The sequence below is a fragment of the Acetobacterium sp. genome, assembly GCF_036508315.1.
GTDB lineage: Bacteria > Bacillota > Clostridia > Eubacteriales > Eubacteriaceae > Acetobacterium.
In genome coordinates, this window is record NZ_DATCHP010000062.1 from 33034 (window position 1) to 48954 (window position 15921).

At 39.9% G+C, this 15921-nt stretch carries 17 protein-coding genes and 1 other annotated feature; all 17 genes read right to left on the reverse strand.

What is annotated here, in order from left to right; translation table 11 throughout:
- Positions 1 to 20: 20 nt before the first annotated feature.
- The gene (locus tag VIK44_RS08025; protein WP_331553341.1) at positions 21 to 1247 is read right to left on the reverse strand and encodes a U32 family peptidase; all 1227 of its coding nucleotides are present in this window, start codon (positions 1245 to 1247) and stop codon (positions 21 to 23) included.
- A 64-nt stretch (positions 1248 to 1311) separates the two neighbouring features.
- Positions 1312 to 1959, reverse strand: a complete 648-nt coding sequence (locus VIK44_RS08030; RefSeq protein ID WP_331553342.1) for an O-methyltransferase — start codon at positions 1957 to 1959, stop codon at positions 1312 to 1314.
- A gap of 33 nt (positions 1960 to 1992) precedes the next feature.
- On the reverse strand, positions 1993 to 3078 hold the full coding sequence (mltG, locus tag VIK44_RS08035) for an endolytic transglycosylase MltG (RefSeq protein ID WP_331553343.1): 1086 nt from the start codon (positions 3076 to 3078) through the stop codon (positions 1993 to 1995).
- Positions 3079 to 3190: 112 nt separating this feature from the next.
- Positions 3191 to 3583, reverse strand: coding sequence for a YlbF family regulator (locus VIK44_RS08040; protein WP_331553344.1), 393 nt, complete (start codon positions 3581 to 3583; stop codon positions 3191 to 3193).
- 203 nt (positions 3584 to 3786) lie between these two features.
- Positions 3787 to 5526 carry a ribonuclease J gene (locus VIK44_RS08045; RefSeq protein ID WP_331553345.1) on the reverse strand — a complete coding sequence of 580 codons (1740 nt, stop codon included), beginning with the start codon at positions 5524 to 5526 and terminating at the stop codon, positions 3787 to 3789.
- Positions 5519 to 5977: a Fur family transcriptional regulator gene (locus VIK44_RS08050; RefSeq protein ID WP_331553346.1), complete on the reverse strand. Its 459-nt coding sequence runs from the start codon at positions 5975 to 5977 to the stop codon at positions 5519 to 5521. The genes VIK44_RS08045 and VIK44_RS08050 overlap by 8 nt, the downstream gene beginning before the upstream one ends.
- Positions 5974 to 6705: a DNA/RNA nuclease SfsA gene (gene sfsA / locus VIK44_RS08055; RefSeq protein WP_331553347.1), complete on the reverse strand. Its 732-nt coding sequence runs from the start codon at positions 6703 to 6705 to the stop codon at positions 5974 to 5976. Before sfsA ends, VIK44_RS08050 begins: the two co-directional genes overlap by 4 nt.
- Complete coding sequence (locus VIK44_RS08060) at positions 6674 to 7012, reverse strand: DUF1292 domain-containing protein (RefSeq protein WP_331553348.1); 339 nt, start codon at positions 7010 to 7012, stop codon at positions 6674 to 6676. The genes sfsA and VIK44_RS08060 overlap by 32 nt, the downstream gene beginning before the upstream one ends.
- Before the next feature lie 90 nt (positions 7013 to 7102).
- Complete coding sequence (gene ruvX, locus VIK44_RS08065) at positions 7103 to 7519, reverse strand: Holliday junction resolvase RuvX (RefSeq protein WP_331553349.1); 417 nt, start codon at positions 7517 to 7519, stop codon at positions 7103 to 7105.
- Positions 7520 to 7565: 46 nt separating this feature from the next.
- Positions 7566 to 8510, reverse strand: coding sequence for an aldo/keto reductase (locus VIK44_RS08070; RefSeq protein ID WP_331553350.1), 945 nt, complete (start codon positions 8508 to 8510; stop codon positions 7566 to 7568).
- A 65-nt stretch (positions 8511 to 8575) separates the two neighbouring features.
- A complete protein-coding gene (locus tag VIK44_RS08075; RefSeq protein ID WP_414637067.1) occupies positions 8576 to 8842 on the reverse strand; it encodes an IreB family regulatory phosphoprotein in 267 nt (88 codons plus the stop codon).
- A gap of 97 nt (positions 8843 to 8939) precedes the next feature.
- Entirely contained in the window at positions 8940 to 11579 is a 2640-nt protein-coding gene (gene alaS, locus VIK44_RS08080) for an alanine--tRNA ligase (protein ID WP_331553351.1), read from the reverse strand.
- 177 nt (positions 11580 to 11756) lie between these two features.
- Positions 11757 to 11984, reverse strand: a binding site (T-box leader).
- Between the two features lie 44 nt (positions 11985 to 12028).
- Positions 12029 to 13102, reverse strand: a complete 1074-nt coding sequence (locus VIK44_RS08085; protein WP_331553353.1) for an AI-2E family transporter — start codon at positions 13100 to 13102, stop codon at positions 12029 to 12031.
- Positions 13103 to 13630 (reverse strand): hypothetical protein, encoded by a 528-nt coding sequence (locus VIK44_RS08090; RefSeq protein ID WP_331553354.1) that lies wholly within the window; start codon positions 13628 to 13630, stop codon positions 13103 to 13105.
- A gap of 152 nt (positions 13631 to 13782) precedes the next feature.
- Complete coding sequence (locus VIK44_RS08095) at positions 13783 to 14160, reverse strand: iron-sulfur cluster assembly scaffold protein (protein ID WP_331553356.1); 378 nt, start codon at positions 14158 to 14160, stop codon at positions 13783 to 13785.
- 23 nt (positions 14161 to 14183) lie between these two features.
- Positions 14184 to 15392: a cysteine desulfurase NifS gene (nifS, locus tag VIK44_RS08100; RefSeq protein WP_331553358.1), complete on the reverse strand. Its 1209-nt coding sequence runs from the start codon at positions 15390 to 15392 to the stop codon at positions 14184 to 14186.
- 20 nt (positions 15393 to 15412) lie between these two features.
- Positions 15413 to 15820, reverse strand: coding sequence for an Rrf2 family transcriptional regulator (locus VIK44_RS08105; RefSeq protein ID WP_331553359.1), 408 nt, complete (start codon positions 15818 to 15820; stop codon positions 15413 to 15415).
- Between the last annotated feature and the right edge of the window lie 101 nt (positions 15821 to 15921).

Below are 15921 nucleotides of genomic sequence, written 5' to 3' on the forward strand. Positions count from 1 at the left end.
CGGCTTTTATAATAACTATCCTAAACTTCTCGTTTTCTTAAAATATCCATGTGCTTTACCGGGTTATCCATCTTTATATGATAAATCATTTGCGGATGAGGCGTTGATTCTAAAGTCGAACCCAGAGCATCGGTCATGAAAGTCACTTTTTGAGTAATAAAACCTTTTTTCGGAATCATTACTTCAATTTCATCTCCCAGGGTAATCTTGTTTCTCTGTTCAATCACAGCCAACCCTGTTTTTTCATCGTAGTCCAGCACTATGCCGACAAAGTCATAATTCCGTGTGTAACTGCTGGTGCCATAGTTTTGGTCCTCAGAACTTGTTTTTCCATGGTAGAATCCAGTGGTATAGTTACGGTGGCTTACCTTGGTGAGTTCCTCATAGTAATAGTCATCCATAACCGTGGCTTCGGGATGATCGTAGGCATAGTCAATGGCGCTGCGATAGGCCGATACCACGGTGGCCACATAATAAAGACTTTTCATTCGGCCTTCAATTTTAAAACTGTCAACACCGGCTGCCATGAGAGCGGGAATTTCATTCACCAGACATAAATCCTTTGAATTAAAAATAAAGGAACCGGTGGCGTCATCTTCAATACTAAAAGCTTCGTCCGGCCGTGTTTCTTCAACCAGATGATATTTCCAGCGGCAGGGCTGAGCACAATCCCCCTGGTTGGAATTACGTCCCGTCATATAATGACTTAAAAGACAACGTCCGGAATAGGCAATACACATGGCACCATGGACAAAGACTTCAATTTCCATTTCCCGGGCCACTTTTTCCCGAATTTCTCTGATATCCTCCAGCCCTAATTCTCTGGCTAAAACAATTCGTTTTGCACCCTGGGCATGCCAGAAAGCCACACTTCGCCAATTGGTGTTATTAGCCTGGGTACTGATTGAAATCTTCATTTCAGGTGCAACCTCCCGGACCACTGAAAATATGCCCGGGTCAGCCACAATAACACCGTCAACTGACAAGGCTGCAAGTTCCAGTACATACTCTGATAAGCCCTCGAGATCCTTATTATGAGCGAAAATATTCAGAGCAACATAGATTTTTTTTCCATGGGCATGAACATACTCAACCGCTTCTTTAAGGGCTGGGCGATCAAAATTATCAGCCTTTGCCCGCAGGCCGAATTTTTTTCCTGCGCAATATACCGCGTCAGCGCCGTAATGAAGGGCATATTTCAGTTTTTCCAGATTTCCTGCTGGTGCCAGGAGTTCGGGTTTTTTCATGGTGATTCTCCGTTCTATTTTTATGCATATTAAAAGGGCTTTTTCTCAAGCCCTTTTACTGTAATCAATCCTTCATCCAGCTTACTGCCAGGCCATCCCCCAGGGGCAAAACCGTTGTTAATAACTGGGGATGATTCGAAATGACCTCAAGATATTTTCGCATCCGTTTCACAATAGTGATTTTACGTCTGATCACCAATTCGTTTGAAGCAACCATTCCTTTAAAAAGCACATTATCCGAAACCAATACCCCACCGGGCTTCAAGCACCGGAGGCAAGCCTCTAAAAGGTGGATGTAATGGGCTTTCCCGCCATCAAGAAAAATCATATCATAGGTTTTATCTAAGGTTTCCACCTTTTCCAGAGCATCTCCCAAAATAAGGTTAACCTGGTGGCTAATTCCCAATTCTCCAATATTTTCATCAGCCTGGGATACCATTTTCAAGCTTCGTTCAATGGTATCGATCTGACCCCGGGAACCCATGGCCATAACAAAGACTGAGGCTGAATAACCCACTGCTGTTCCGACTTCCAAAATGGACTGAATATTTCGGGATTTAATGAGAATTTCAATATAGTTTTGAACCTCAGCATGGATAATGGGAATCTCATCGGCAATTGCCCGTTTTCTAAATGCTGCTAATGAGAGATCCCCGTCCGGAATAAGACCCCGTATATAGTCTTCAATATAATCTTGTACAATTTCGTTCACGTCAGGACCTGCATTTCTTTTTTAATTTATTTTTTAATTTGATGGTCCGAGATATTTTTCCACATCTGCTAAATGTCCTTCATAGGTTTCATTGAAATAAATTTTCCCGGTCTTTATGTCTGCCACAAAATACAGGTATTTTGTATCTGCCGGATAAAGGGCGGCTTTTAAGGCTGGTTCACCAAAGGAACAAATAGGGCCAAAGGGCAGCCCCTTATTAATATAGGTGTTATAAGGTGAGGGAAACTGGGTTTCCTCGGTGGTAAGAATAGCTTTCTTTTCGCCCCGGGCATAGTCTACTGTAATATCAGATTGAAGCGGCTGATCTGCTGCCAGACGATTATAGAATACACTGGCTGTATTGGCCTTATCTTCGTCAAATTTTGTTTCCAATTCAATAACAGATCCGAGAATCACAATCTGATCCACGGTTTTTCCCATCTCAGTTGTCCGATTAAGGTATTCCTGGTTATATACCGAAACAAAGCGATCCAACATAGCGGTAACCACAACAGATGGTTCGGTATGCGGTTGAAACTTATAGGTATCAGGAAACAGATAACCTTCCAGGGTTCGGGAAACACCGTCTTTTGCTTCCAAAGGAATGCTGCTTAATATCGGATATCTTTTCTGATAACCGGCAACTTTTTTTGTTTCCGCAATAAAATCTTCTGCGCTGCAAACCTTATGCTCTTCTAAAATTTTTGCGAATTCTTTGATGCTTCGGCCCTCGGGAATAGTAACTGAAGTATCATAAATGTCACCTTTTATCAGACGGTCTAAGATTTCCTGGGCTGATTCTCCGGGGTTGAATTCATAATATCCGGTTTGGATCAGTTCTGCATTACCTTGTTTTTTTGCCAGAAATTCAAAGGCTAAAGCATCCTGGATCAAGTTTTCTTTTACCAACTGATTTGCGATATCATTGATCACCGAACCATCTGCTATTTCAATAACAATAGAATCTCCCTCGCCAACAGGTAATAACCGATCACTTATAAAATATTTAAAGCTGAAAACGGCTGTGGCTCCAAGAATAATAATTAAAAGAACGATTATTGCAATAATTTTTACTAACTTACTCTTTTTCTTTTGCCGTGGTTGCTTTGGCTTTCTCATGTTCAGCCTTCCTTTTTTATATTTTTAGAGAATTTTAAAAAAAGAATATAGGACCGCTGTTGAAAGTGGCCATCTATATTCTTTTTAACATTCTTCTATTTACGATGGCTGCTTATTCTCCACACTCTAAACATTCATCATCTTCACAGGCTTCTTCTTTTGGATCGAAAAGACCCATATCAAGATCGACTGCTTTTGCAATAATGTCAGTAATATCCTGGAATATGACTGAGAAATACATTTGGGTCTGGAAAAATTCGGCAATTTCCGGTATTCCCATGATGGTATTTGCCAGAGTATTATAGGTATTAATTTGTTCTTCAGTGAGTTCCTGACCCATCATTTGCATGGATTGAGCTTCCATTTGTTTTTTCATATAATCTTTGGCCATGTCAAATTTAGCGGGATCCTTTTCCAGCTTTTCTTTGGCTGCTAAAAAGTTCTTATACTCATTGGATTCCTTAAGTGCTTTTGCTAAACTGTTTGCTTCATCATATACATTCATTGTAATTCTCCTATTCTAAATTTATATTTATTAGGTAATTCATAAACACAACCGTAAATTGCATTGATGTCAGTTTTCATAAACAATTTTGTAACGTATAGGCGAACAGTTCAACGAACTGTCCGACGTATAGTGGAAAAATTGTTTCATGTAAACAGGCAGCGATGCTCACGATAATTTAGCAACTACCTATAAATTTATATTTATACTTCCATAAGAATTGGAAGTATCATGGGCTTCCGTTTCGTTTGTTCATAAAGATATTTAAAGAGACTTTCTCTGATCACGTTTTTAATGGAGTTCCAGTCAACAATGCCCTTTTCTTCACAGGATATTAATGCTTTTTTCACAACATCTCTGGCGTTACTGATCAGGGCTTCGGATTCTCTTACATAGACAAATCCACGTGAAATAATATCCGGGCCTGAAATGGCTTTTCCCTTATGCATGGTACAAACCACGATAAAGAGACCATCCTCTGACAACCGCTTACGGTCATTGAGTACAATATTGCCAATATCACCGACTCCCAGTCCATCGACTAAAACAGGTTCAGCCTGGGTTTTTCCGGTAATCTGTATGCCTCTTTTATCAATTTCCAGGATCGTGCCGTTTTCAACAATGAAGGTTTTATCCTTGGCCATTCCTATGGATTGAGCGAGCTCCACATGCTGCATGAGCATCCGGCTTTCACCATGAATCGGCATGAAGTTTTTAGGCCTGACCAGGGTAATCATCAGTTTTAATTCCTCTTGTCGGGCATGGCCTGAGACATGAATTTCTGCATAGCGCCCATAAACCACTTCGGATCCAAGAGCCACTAACTTATTAATGACTTCAGATACCGTTTTTTCATTTCCCGGAACGGCTGATGCTGAAATAATGACAAGGTCTTCTTTTTTAATGGTCAGATGACGATGCTCGCCTAATGCCATTCGTCCCAGGGCTGCCATGGGTTCTCCCTGGCTGCCTGTGGTAATAATCACTAATTCTTTATCTCTGTAATTTTTAATATCTTTTAATTTTACTAATAAATTGGCCGGAACATTCATATATCCAAGATCCATTGCCACTTCACTGACATTTTCCATACTACGGCCACAAATAATAACCTTACGGTTATATTCCACTGCTGCATCAATCACTTGCTGAAGTCTGTGAACATTAGATGCAAAGGTGGTGACAATGATTCTTCCTTTAGCCCCTCTGAAGAGATTAAAAAGAGATGGTCCCACAGTGCTTTCTGATGCTGTAAATCCTGGACCCTCGACGTTTGTACTGTCAGACATGAGCAGGTCTACTCCCTGGGTTCCTATTTTGGCGAATCGCTGCAAGTCGATTATTTCACCACCAATAGGATTGTAGTCAATTTTAAAATCGCCTGTGTGGACAACGGTTGCTGCCGCACATTTAATACAAAAACCTACTGCATCGGCGATACTATGGTTAACACGGATAAACTCCACATTAAATTCGCCAATGTCAACACGTTCTTTTGGTTTTACAATGATTCTTTCTGTTTTAGTTAACAGTCCATGTTCCTTGAGCTTTCTATCAATAAGCCCCATGGTGAATTTGGTTGCGTAAACTGGAACGTTTAACTTTTTCAAGAGATAAACAAGTCCTCCGATATGATCCTCGTGACCATGGGTGATGACAATCCCTTTTACTTTATCTTTATTTTCTAAGATATAGTTAAAATCCGGTAATACAATGTCAATGCCAAACATCTCGTCATCCGGGAATTTCAGGCCACAGTCAAGAATAATAATGTCGTCTTTATATTCAAAAACGTTTATATTCTTTCCGATTTCTCCTAAGCCCCCCAATGGAATCAACCTCAGCTTATCTTTGTTTCTTTGTGGTTGCGGCTTTTTTTTGGTTCTCTGACGACTTTCAAGTCGTCCAGGCGTTCCAATTATTAAATTGTTATTTTCAGTCAAATTTTTCTCCTTCCATAATTTTATAACAATCCGAACAGTATCCGTATACTTTAAGTTCATGATTTATTATAATAAATCCTTTTTTTTCTTCTATTTCTTTTTCTAACGCTTCGAGGTATTCGTCTTGCATTTCGATGACCTTTCCGCATTTTAAACAAATCAAATGATGATGCCAGTGTTTTTCATCCAACTCGCACAATTCGTACCTGGCAAAACCATCATCAAAATTACGTTTGGTAATGAGTCTCATTTCTTCCAATATTTGTACCGTTCGATAAATGGTCGACATTCCTACTTCGGGGTTGCGTAGTTTAACGCCCTGGAACAAATCTTCAACACTAAAATGCTGCTGTCCCATGGTCAAAAGAACTTCTATGGTAACAAGGCGTTGAGGTGTCACTTTATTCCCTCTTTTCCTTAGTGCTTCCACAATTTGAGTTTCGTTGTTCATGGTTTCTGCACCTTCCCCAAAATTTCTTCTGATAATACGTTCACTGGCAATTCTCCGATAATTTCTATGTTTACTCCATCAATATCACAGGAAAGAGCACGGATCTCTATTCCCAGACTATGACATTGATCCAATAAACCTGCAAATTCAGGGTCCATGGCGGCGTTCGCTTTAAACGATGTGGCATCATTACGTTGCACCACAAAAATAACACCTGCTCCATAACCCTCTGTTTGAGCTTTTATAAGTTCAGCAAGATGCTTGCTCCCACGCTCTGTTGGTGCGTCTGGAAACAGGGCAATGTTTCCCACCAAAAGGTTAACCCATTTTACTTCGTAAAAAAAGAATTTCCCGCCACGATAACAGGCAAGGTCAAAGCGACTGTTGCCATCGGTAACCTCTTGTTTAAGCTCTGAAACATCCGATTGTGCGAATAAATATTCGGTGCCAACTTGATTTGCCAAAACTGCGTGTACACATACCCATCGTCCATCCTTTTCAACAAGAATAAGGGTATCGTCTGTTTTTCGCTGAGGGCTGGGATTCCACGAAAGTATTGCCCGAACTCCGGGAATGAGAAGTTCGCTCATGCGTCCGGTATTGGGCACATGAGCGATTGTCTCTTCCTGGTCAATCATAACTCTTGCAATAAAACGGTTCGGTCGACTGAGAAAAACTCCACTGACTAAAGGGAATCTACTCAGTTTCACCTTCTTCATCTTCTTCATCGTATTCTTCATCATAGGCGGCTTCGATTAACGCAAACTCTGCTTCATCTTCAACAGCCATAAGGACTTTATATTCTCCTTCTTCATCTTCTGTTACAACAAATGGGAAAACATCATCACTTTCTTCATTTTCTGATAATAGTACATAGGTTTTTTCCTGAATGAGAAAGCAGTCAACAACCTCAAATTCTTTTTCAACGCCATCATCAGCAACGATCATAATCTTTTCTCCAATGACAAAGTTTTCTTCGACTTCAAATTCCTGTTCAACGTCATTGTCATCAATTACATTAATCTTATCATCCATTTTGATTCCTCTTCTCGTTAAATATTTTCGCTCATAATTTTTATATTATACCCTGTGATACTTAAAAAATCCACTACTATTGGAAACTTTCTACTTATCAGCCCGATCCATATAGGATTGAAGGATCATTTGTGCCGCCAGTGTATCAATATATTCTTTTCTTTTCTTACGTGAAACATTTCCCTCAATAAGAATCTTTTCAGACCATGAGGACGTTAATCGTTCATCAATATAAATAATTTCCACATTTAATCGTTTCTTTATGAATTGACAAAAATTTTGGGTTTTTCGGGTTTGTGCCGACTCGGTGCCATCCATGTTCAAAGGCAAACCGGCCACAATTTTTTTCAGTTCATATTTTTCAATGATTTCACGGAAGGCTTCCAAATCATCATCTCGAGTCTTTCGTCTGTAAGTCATGACCCCCTGGGCCGTGATTTGCAGAGGATCCGTTACTGCAATCCCGATGCGCTTGTCCCCGACATCGATTCCTAATATTCTTTCCATTTATTTCCTATCTATCTTAATATTTTTTATATTACCTTAAAATCTTTTATATTACCTTAATACAGAATTCTTTACAATAGGCTCCGCAATAACAGCAAAGCACACATTTTTTCTTATTTAATACCGCTTTACCTTCCCTGAGGGACAGGGCTTTTTGTTTGCAATGCCTGACACATTCTCCGCAGCCGACACACCAATCGCTGATCTGCAGCGACTTTGAAGCACCTGAAACCGCTGATTCCAAGGCTTCTGGAATCGTTTCTCCGTTAAATTTTTTCACATTGTATAAAACTTCATCCACAGATTGGACCCCAATGGCAATGGCATCCAAATCATTAAGACCCAGAATGTAGTCAAAGCAGTCCTGCTTTTGAGATAAAAGGTTTCCGCCGCCTAAGGGTTTCATTCCATAAAGGCCTTTTCCCGCCAGCTTTGCTTCGTGAATAGCGACTTCCATTTCTTCTGCACTGCCGTCCTGGATGCCAATACCCGTTAGATTAATCAGAGGATGTATGACATCCAGCTCCGAAAAAGTTGCCGCATCGCGAACCCCTTCGACCCGGTGAGTTGAAATGCCAATGGCTCTTACCTTACCGGCATCCTTGAGACCGATGAGGGCTTCAATGGCTTCCCAATGGCCTTCAATGGTTTTTCGGCTTTCCTGTTCATGGAGTAAATAGATATCAACATAATCACGTCCCAGTTCTTTTAAGGCCCGATGAAGTCTTTTTTTAACACCATCGGCAGTGTAGTCGTAGGACTTGGTACTGATAATCACATCTCTTTTAATGTCAATGGCATTTCTTAGATGATCATAGTTATTGTATAAATCTGCGGTATCAAAAAAATCAACACCTTGGTCAAGGGCTGCCGCTATGATTTCGCGACTTTCTGTCAGCGTCTTATTTTTCTGGAGAGGTCCGATGGTCAAGCTCCCAAAACACATCCGAGAAACCACAATTCCGGTATTCCCCAAAGCATTCATTCTCATGTCTTCACCTAATCTCTATAATTAAAATAGGACTGCCTCTTTTGAGACAGTCCTATGTACGTCTACTAAATACTGTTCAAATAACGTCGTACAAGCTCTTCTAAAAGCTCATCTCGTTCGATCTTCTGGATGGCATTACGCGCTTCTCTGTGACTTGTGATATAGGTCGGATCTCCTGACATGACATAACCTACAATCTGATTGATAGAGTTATACCCCTTTTCAACTAAAGCCTTATTAACATTGCGCATTACATCATCGATTTTTTGAGACTTTTCATTGTCGACCTCAAACATAATAGTTCCTGGATCAATCACCGTATTTTCTCCCATTGTCATCTGACCTCCTTCACAATCAACTGTTATCATTTTAACCTAAAGCCAACGAAAAGACAAGTCAAATGAAATATTTTTTAATTTTCTTAAACTTTTAATGCAACTGTTCCCGAATACAAGCTTCACCCCTTTTAAGAGATTCTCCCAATTTTTCCGGGTGTTTTCCTCCAGCTTGCGCCATATCCGGCCGTCCACCACCACCACCGCCAGCAACTGTCGCCACTTCCTTAACAAGTTTCCCTGCATGGAAACCACGTTTCACAATATCCTTTGTTGCAGTTGCGATAAAATTAACTTTCTCATCATGCACACTTCCCAATAGAACCACCCCTGAACCCATTTGGTCTTTGAGCAGGTCACTGATGTTCCTTAGTTCATCCATTTGCATGTTTTCAACCTCAGAAATGGTCACTTGCACTTCATTGACGATGATCATCTTACTTTGAATATCCGCTACCATATTTCCTGCGGATTTCTGTTTTAATTCAGCGATGATCCGTTCTTTTTGTTTCCCGATTTCCGCCAATTCATTGACCTTCTCCAGGAGCTGTTCCGGGTTTGTCTTCATCAGGTTGGATACATCAATAAGGGTGTCATCCATTTTTTCAACCACCTTTAAAGCATTAAATCCCGTAGCGGCTTCAATACGCCTTACCCCGGCAGCTACACCACCTTCGCTGAGGATCTTAAATAACCCCACATTCGCAGAGTTTGTAATATGACAACCTCCGCAAAGCTCGGTGCTGAAATCTCCAACCTTTACAATCCGAACAATTTCACCATATTTTTCCCCAAAAAGAGCGGTTGCCCCCAGGGCTTTGGCATTATCAATGTTAGTTTCGAAAATTGAAACGTCATAAGCTTCCAAAACAGCAGCATTGACAATCTCTTCCACCTGGCGTTTTTCAGTTCGGGTCATTCCCTGAAAGTGGTTAAAATCAAACCGCAAACGATCTGGCGATACAAAAGAACCTGCCTGCTCAACATGATCTCCTAAAACCTGTTTTAAAGCCCGGTGAAGCAAATGCGTTGAGGTGTGGTTTCGTTGTACTGCTTCTCTTCGCTTCTTATCCACTTCTGTAACAACCGTTTCTCCGACTGTAAAAGTTCCTGATTTTACCATGCCGGAATGAATGTGACGTCCGAGACTTCCTTTTTTACAATCATTAATTTCAATGCGGCCATTCTCTTTTAGGATAGTACCATGGTCTCCGGTTTGACCACCGCTTTCAGCATAAAAAGAGGTTTGATCCAAAAGTACTAAAACTTCATCCCCCGGCATTGCTACTTCCATTAATTCATCATTAACATAAAGCCCAAGAATGGTCCCTTCTACTGCTAAATTATCATAACCGACAAAGTTATTGACTGCGTCTGCTCCCAATGGGTTAAAAGGATCATCCACCCAGACTGCCAAATCACTGTCCCGACGATCCTGACGGGCACGGTTTCGTTGAGCCTGCATTTCTTTTTCGAACTCGGCTATTTCAATGGTTAGTCCCCGTTCTTCAATAATCTCTTTGGTGAGATCAAATGGGAATCCATAGGTGTCATAGAGTTTAAATGCGACACTGCCGGGAAAAATTTTTTCTTTCATTGCCAATATTTTTTCAATTTCTTTATTTAAAATAACCATGCCCAGATCAATGGTTTCTTTGAAATTTTCTTCTTCTATACGGATGAGTTTTTGGATGAAGTCCTGTTTTTCTTTAAGCTCAGGATAAGCACTTTCCGAAACACGAATGGCTTCCTTGGCGACGTCAAATAAAAACAGGTCTTTGATTCCCAATAATTTACCATGACGTACTGCCCGGCGAAGGAGTCGTCTTAAAACATAGCCACGACCTTCATTCCCAGGCATAACACCGTCAGCCATCATAAAAGTCACACTTCTTATATGGTCGGTTATAACACGAATGGAGACATCATTTTCAGGGTCTTTCCCATAGGTTACCCCGGCTTTTTTGCAGATATAATTCAGGACATGGGCTACGGTATCAATTTCAAAAATAGTATCTACACCCTGCATGACAACAGCCAAACGTTCTAAGCCCATTCCGGTATCAATGTTGGGCTTTGGCAGCAGATTATAATTCCCTGCTTCATCTTTATTAAACTGGGTGAATACCAGGTTCCAAAATTCCACATAGCGATCACAATCACATCCCACACTACAGGTTGGGCTGTCACAGGCATATTCTTCACCACGGTCAAAATACAATTCTGAACAAGGACCACAGGGTCCCAGGCCATGCTCCCAGAAATTATCCTCCTTCCCTAAACGCACAATCCGCTCAATTGGAATTCCAACATCCTGATGCCAGATATCAAAGGCTTCATCATCATCTAAATAGATGGAGATCCAGATCTTATCTTCCGGTATTTCCATGACTTCAGTACAAAATTCCCATGCCCAGGGAATGGCTTGCTTTTTGAAATAATCCCCGAACGAAAAATTTCCAAGCATTTCAAAAAAGGTACCATGACGTGCCGTTTTTCCAACATTCTCAATATCCGGGGTTCGAATGCATTTTTGACAGGTAGTGACCCGTTTTTGAGGTGGAATTTCATCCCCGGTAAAATAGGGTTTTAAGGGTGCCATTCCTGAATTGATAAGCAACAAGCTTTTATCGTTAATAGGTACCAGCGGAAAGCTGTTTAAACGCATATGGCCTTTTGATTCAAAAAATTCCAAATATTTTTCTCTTATTTCATTTAATCCTAATGATTTCATTTTTTTCCTCTTTCTATTGTTTTCCAGATTCTCTGGTAATTGGCGGTTGCATAGATACTGCAGCGACCATGGTTTTGAGGATAACTATTTTATCCTGTTGCCGGCACCATTCATTATCCTTTAGAATCATATTGATCGAAATATGATTTTAATAAAAAAAAGTCCCCTGCAATCAATGCAAGGGACGGTTATAATCCGCGGTACCACCCAAATTAGCAATGGCAATCCCATTACTCACTTTAATAATAACGGTTTCCCGGCTGTTATTACTTTCTGAAAATAGATTCCAGGTTTTCTTAACAGCAGCTCAAACGGAGCAACCCTAAATTTATTATAAAAGACTTCCATCAATGTCTTTCTCTCTGGAATAATTTTTTTTAGAGCCATCGTTCTCAAAGCTTTTTAATATTTAACTACAAGGTTGATTATATTGATTTCTGATTAAACTGTCAATCTTTTTTTAATTCAGTCACTTCATTTGAAGCAAACCCGGAAATAATATTTCCACCAATAACCTTAATGGTACCTAATAAAGGAACCGCCATAATCATCCCTAATCCACCAAATAAGGCGCCGAAAAAGAAAATTGAGAAGATAATAAACACCGGATGCAGCCCAACATTTCCAGACATGAGTTTTGGAGCGATAAAATTACCACAGATCGTCTGAACCACTGTAATGACAATAATCATTGGAATAATCATGCCAGGAATGGTAAACAAAACGATAGAGATAATCACAATCATCCCCACTACTGGGCCAAAATACGGGATCATTGTTGTGATCCCGGCGACCACACCAATAATACTGCCGTAGGGAATTCCCAGGGCAAAAGCCCCGATGCCAGTTGCAATACCTGCTATCAGAGAAGTGAGGCCCTGTCCCTTAATGAAACCGCCAATAACAAGATCAATATCGCAGCACATTTTCAAGGTATCATTTCTAAATCTCAAGGGTACCAGATACATGATGCCGCTGATGAAAAATTCCTTGTCTACTAATAAAAAAATGGTAACCAATGGAATAATAATGATGTTCATCAATTGGCCACTATTTTGAATAATGGCATTGCTGATTCCCTGGAGGGCTACTCCAAATCCCTGAACAACACTGCCTAATGCCTGTTCGATATTAAAATACTTAGAAATCTGAGAATTACTGATTTGCGTCACATAATTAGTTATATCTGTGCTGTATTGTTGCATCTGACTGACAAAATTCGGGATACTGCTGATCATCCCTGAAATACTGCTAATGAGACTAGGTACAAAGCTCATAAAAACACTGACCACTACCGCCAGCACAATCACAAAGACAATGAGTACGGATATTCCGCGGTTAAATCCCCGACGTTCAAAAAAACCTACCAGAGGATTAAGCAGATAAGCAAGAATAATGGCCATAAGGAATGGCATAAACATTCCAATGAGTGTCGGCCAAATAGTTAAAAACAAAATTCCGATAATCAATATCACAATAGCATTAATAATTAAATGCCTTTTTTTATCCGGCAATACTTGCATTTATTTCACCCCTAATAGTTTTCCTGCAATACCTGCGCCCTGGGATTTAAAATCCGGATCAAACATTTCTTTTTGATAAGATAGAATCCGATCCTTATAAATAAGTTCCGAAGATTCCGCAACTCCAAATCCATAGTCAAGGTCATCAAAAAAGCTCCTTGATATTTCATAATCTGAGATTTCATAAGTTTTATCATCGATGGTTGCATTAACAATCCGTCCGAATTTATTTCCATTAATATCCACAACCGGATAATCCATTAATGAAAACGCTTCTGTGAGGTATTTTTTAACCTCTTTTGCCTTGATTTTAATTATTTTACTGCTGTCCATTATGATTAGCTGTTTATAATCAACGTCAACAATACTCTCCGGCGCAAAGAATTGGGCCTTTGCAAATAAACTACCCGGGTTGATTACCAGGTATTTCAATACATGATCCACTACCACCAGGCTTTTGACAAGTCCGTAACGTCTCCCGCTTTCTTTTGAGATCACCTCAACGTTCAGCAAATAGTTAGCTTTCATTCACTACTCCTTTTTTATTTCTTTTCTATTCTGTATTTCATATTACACTAAAAGAACCCGAATGGCAATGGCCTTTCCTTACCGTGTAAAAAACTGGTAAAAAAAATAAAACGTTGTTTCTACTTTCATAGAAGCACCGTTTTATATCCGTCTTATTTTTTTTTGTTTTTTTTGTAATCCAGAATAGCTGCCTGAATGGCTTCAGCTGCTAAAACCGAACAATGAATCTTCTGAGTGGGAAGACCACCCAAAGCATCCACCACTTCCTCGTTTTTCAGATTATTTGCTTCTTCAATGCTTTTTCCAATAATCATATCAGTTGCCACGCTGCTGCTGGCGATGGCGGCACCGCAACCAAAGGTTTTAAAAGAAGCATCTGTAATAATATCGTTCTCATCAATTTTTAAGAAAATTTTCATGATGTCCCCACAAGAAGGGTTTCCTACCTGACCAACGCCATTAGCATCTTCCATTTCACCCACATGTTTAGGGCAAGTAAAGTTTTCCATTACAATATCTGTATATTCCATTTTTTTAGTTTCTCCTTTAATTTTTAATGATGATGATGCTCTGGTTTATCGAAAACCGCGTCATCAATAGGGCATTCAGCAGTGATGGGTGACATTTTTCTTAATCGTTCAATAATCTCAGCAAGATTGTCTACAACATAATTAATCTCTTCCAGGGTTGTACTTTTACCAATGGATAATCGAAGTGAACCATGTGCGACGCCTGCGGGTAATCCAATGGCGAGAAGTACATGTGATGGTTCCAGTGAGCCTGAAGTACAAGCTGATCCGCTTGAACCGGCAACGCCAATAATATCAAGGCTTAATAAAATGGATTCACCTTCGATATAATCAAAACAGAAGTTCGCATTTCCCGGAAGTCGAATTTCCGGATGTCCATTCAGTCGAACCTGAGGAATTTTTTCCATGATCCCTTTAATTAAGACTTCCCTTAATGTCTTCATGTGGACTGCATTTTCTTCAAGATGCTGGGTAGCAAACTCAGCTGCTTTTCCAAATGCAACAATTTCAGCTGTATTTTCTGTTCCTGCACGTTTTTTACGTTCCTGTGCGCCACCATGAATAAGGTTGTCAATGGGAACGCCTTTTCTTATATAAAGAACCCCTATCCCCTTTGGTCCATAAATTTTATGTGCTGAAAGAGACAGCAGATCAACGTTTAAATCCTTCACATCAACCGGTATATTCCCCAGAGCCTGAACGGCATCCGTATGGAAAATAATCCCTTTTTCTTTTACGATTTCTCCTATGGCTTTAATGGGTTCAATGGTTCCAATTTCATTGTTTGCAAACATAATCGATACCAGAATGGTATCCTTGCGAATCGCTTTTTTAAGATCGTCAAGTGAAATGAGCCCATACTCATCCACTGGTAAATAGGTAACTTCAAAACCCTGTTTTTCTAAATATTGACAGGTATGCAACACTGCGTGATGTTCAATGGTTGTGCTGATAATGTGTTTGCCTTTGGCCTGGTTTTTCATAGCAATGCCTTTAATTGCCCAGTTATCGGCTTCTGATCCACTGGCTGTAAAATAAATTTCCCGCAAATCCGCATTGATAGCCTTGGCAATCTGTAAGCGTGCTGCTTCAATGCTTTTTTTTGCTGCTCGCCCTTCAGCGTAGATTGAAGATGGATTTCCATAATTTCCTGTTAAGCTGGGAAGCATCGCTTCCAAAACAACTGGATCGATGGGTGTTGTTGCTGCGTGATCTAAATATATTCTTTTCATATTTATCCCTTTCTTTTGACTTACTTATCTAATAAATCCTGTAAAGACCGATGATCAATGACATCATTAATGCTATCTCTCATATCTTCCCAAAGCCCTTTCGTAAGACACTCCAGGGACTTTACACAATCATAGTTGTCGTTTTCGTTAATACATTCGGCTAATTCAATGGGTCCTTCCAGGGCTCTGATAATATCTCCGACTGTAATGTCAGATGGATCTCTAGCTAATACATACCCCCCATGGGCACCTCTTAAGCTCCTTACCAGTCCTGAATTCTTTAATGTTGAAAAAAGTTGTTCCATGTACGAATCCGAAAATTTTTGTTTTTCTGAAATTTCTTTAATTGAAACCGGTCCCTGTCCATAATGAAGAGCTAACTCAACCATAGCAAGGACACCGTATCGCCCTTTTGTGGAAAGTCTCAAGTATTAAACCTCCCCCGAATTATTTCCGAGTATTCCACTTGGATTTAATGTAATTATAGCACTTTATTATTATTTATCAATAGTATTTTAAAAAATTAATA

Bases quoted from the DNA above. Each gene is read 5' to 3' on its own strand.
- VIK44_RS08025 (WP_331553341.1), bottom strand. From the start codon at position 1,247: ATGAAAAAACCCGAACTCCTGGCACCAGCAGGAAATCTGGAAAAACTG.
- mltG (WP_331553343.1), bottom strand. From the start codon at position 3,078: ATGAGAAAGCCAAAGCAACCACGGCAAAAGAAAAAGAGTAAGTTAGTA.
- VIK44_RS08060 (WP_331553348.1), bottom strand. From the start codon at position 7,012: ATGGATGATAAGATTAATGTAATTGATGACAATGACGTTGAACAGGAA.
- VIK44_RS08075 (WP_414637067.1), bottom strand. From the start codon at position 8,842: ATGGGAGAAAATACGGTGATTGATCCAGGAACTATTATGTTTGAGGTC.
- VIK44_RS08070 (WP_331553350.1), bottom strand. From the start codon at position 8,510: ATGAGAATGAATGCTTTGGGGAATACCGGAATTGTGGTTTCTCGGATG.
- sfsA (WP_331553347.1), bottom strand. From the start codon at position 6,705: ATGAAGAAGATGAAGAAGGTGAAACTGAGTAGATTCCCTTTAGTCAGT.
- ruvX (WP_331553349.1), bottom strand. From the start codon at position 7,519: ATGGAAAGAATATTAGGAATCGATGTCGGGGACAAGCGCATCGGGATT.
- VIK44_RS08095 (WP_331553356.1), bottom strand. From the start codon at position 14,160: ATGGAATATACAGATATTGTAATGGAAAACTTTACTTGCCCTAAACAT.
- VIK44_RS08085 (WP_331553353.1), bottom strand. From the start codon at position 13,102: ATGCAAGTATTGCCGGATAAAAAAAGGCATTTAATTATTAATGCTATT.
- VIK44_RS08090 (WP_331553354.1), bottom strand. From the start codon at position 13,630: ATGAAAGCTAACTATTTGCTGAACGTTGAGGTGATCTCAAAAGAAAGC.
- nifS (WP_331553358.1), bottom strand. From the start codon at position 15,392: ATGAAAAGAATATATTTAGATCACGCAGCAACAACACCCATCGATCCA.
- VIK44_RS08040 (WP_331553344.1), bottom strand. From the start codon at position 3,583: ATGAATGTATATGATGAAGCAAACAGTTTAGCAAAAGCACTTAAGGAA.
- alaS (WP_331553351.1), bottom strand. From the start codon at position 11,579: ATGAAATCATTAGGATTAAATGAAATAAGAGAAAAATATTTGGAATTT.
- VIK44_RS08050 (WP_331553346.1), bottom strand. From the start codon at position 5,977: ATGAACAACGAAACTCAAATTGTGGAAGCACTAAGGAAAAGAGGGAAT.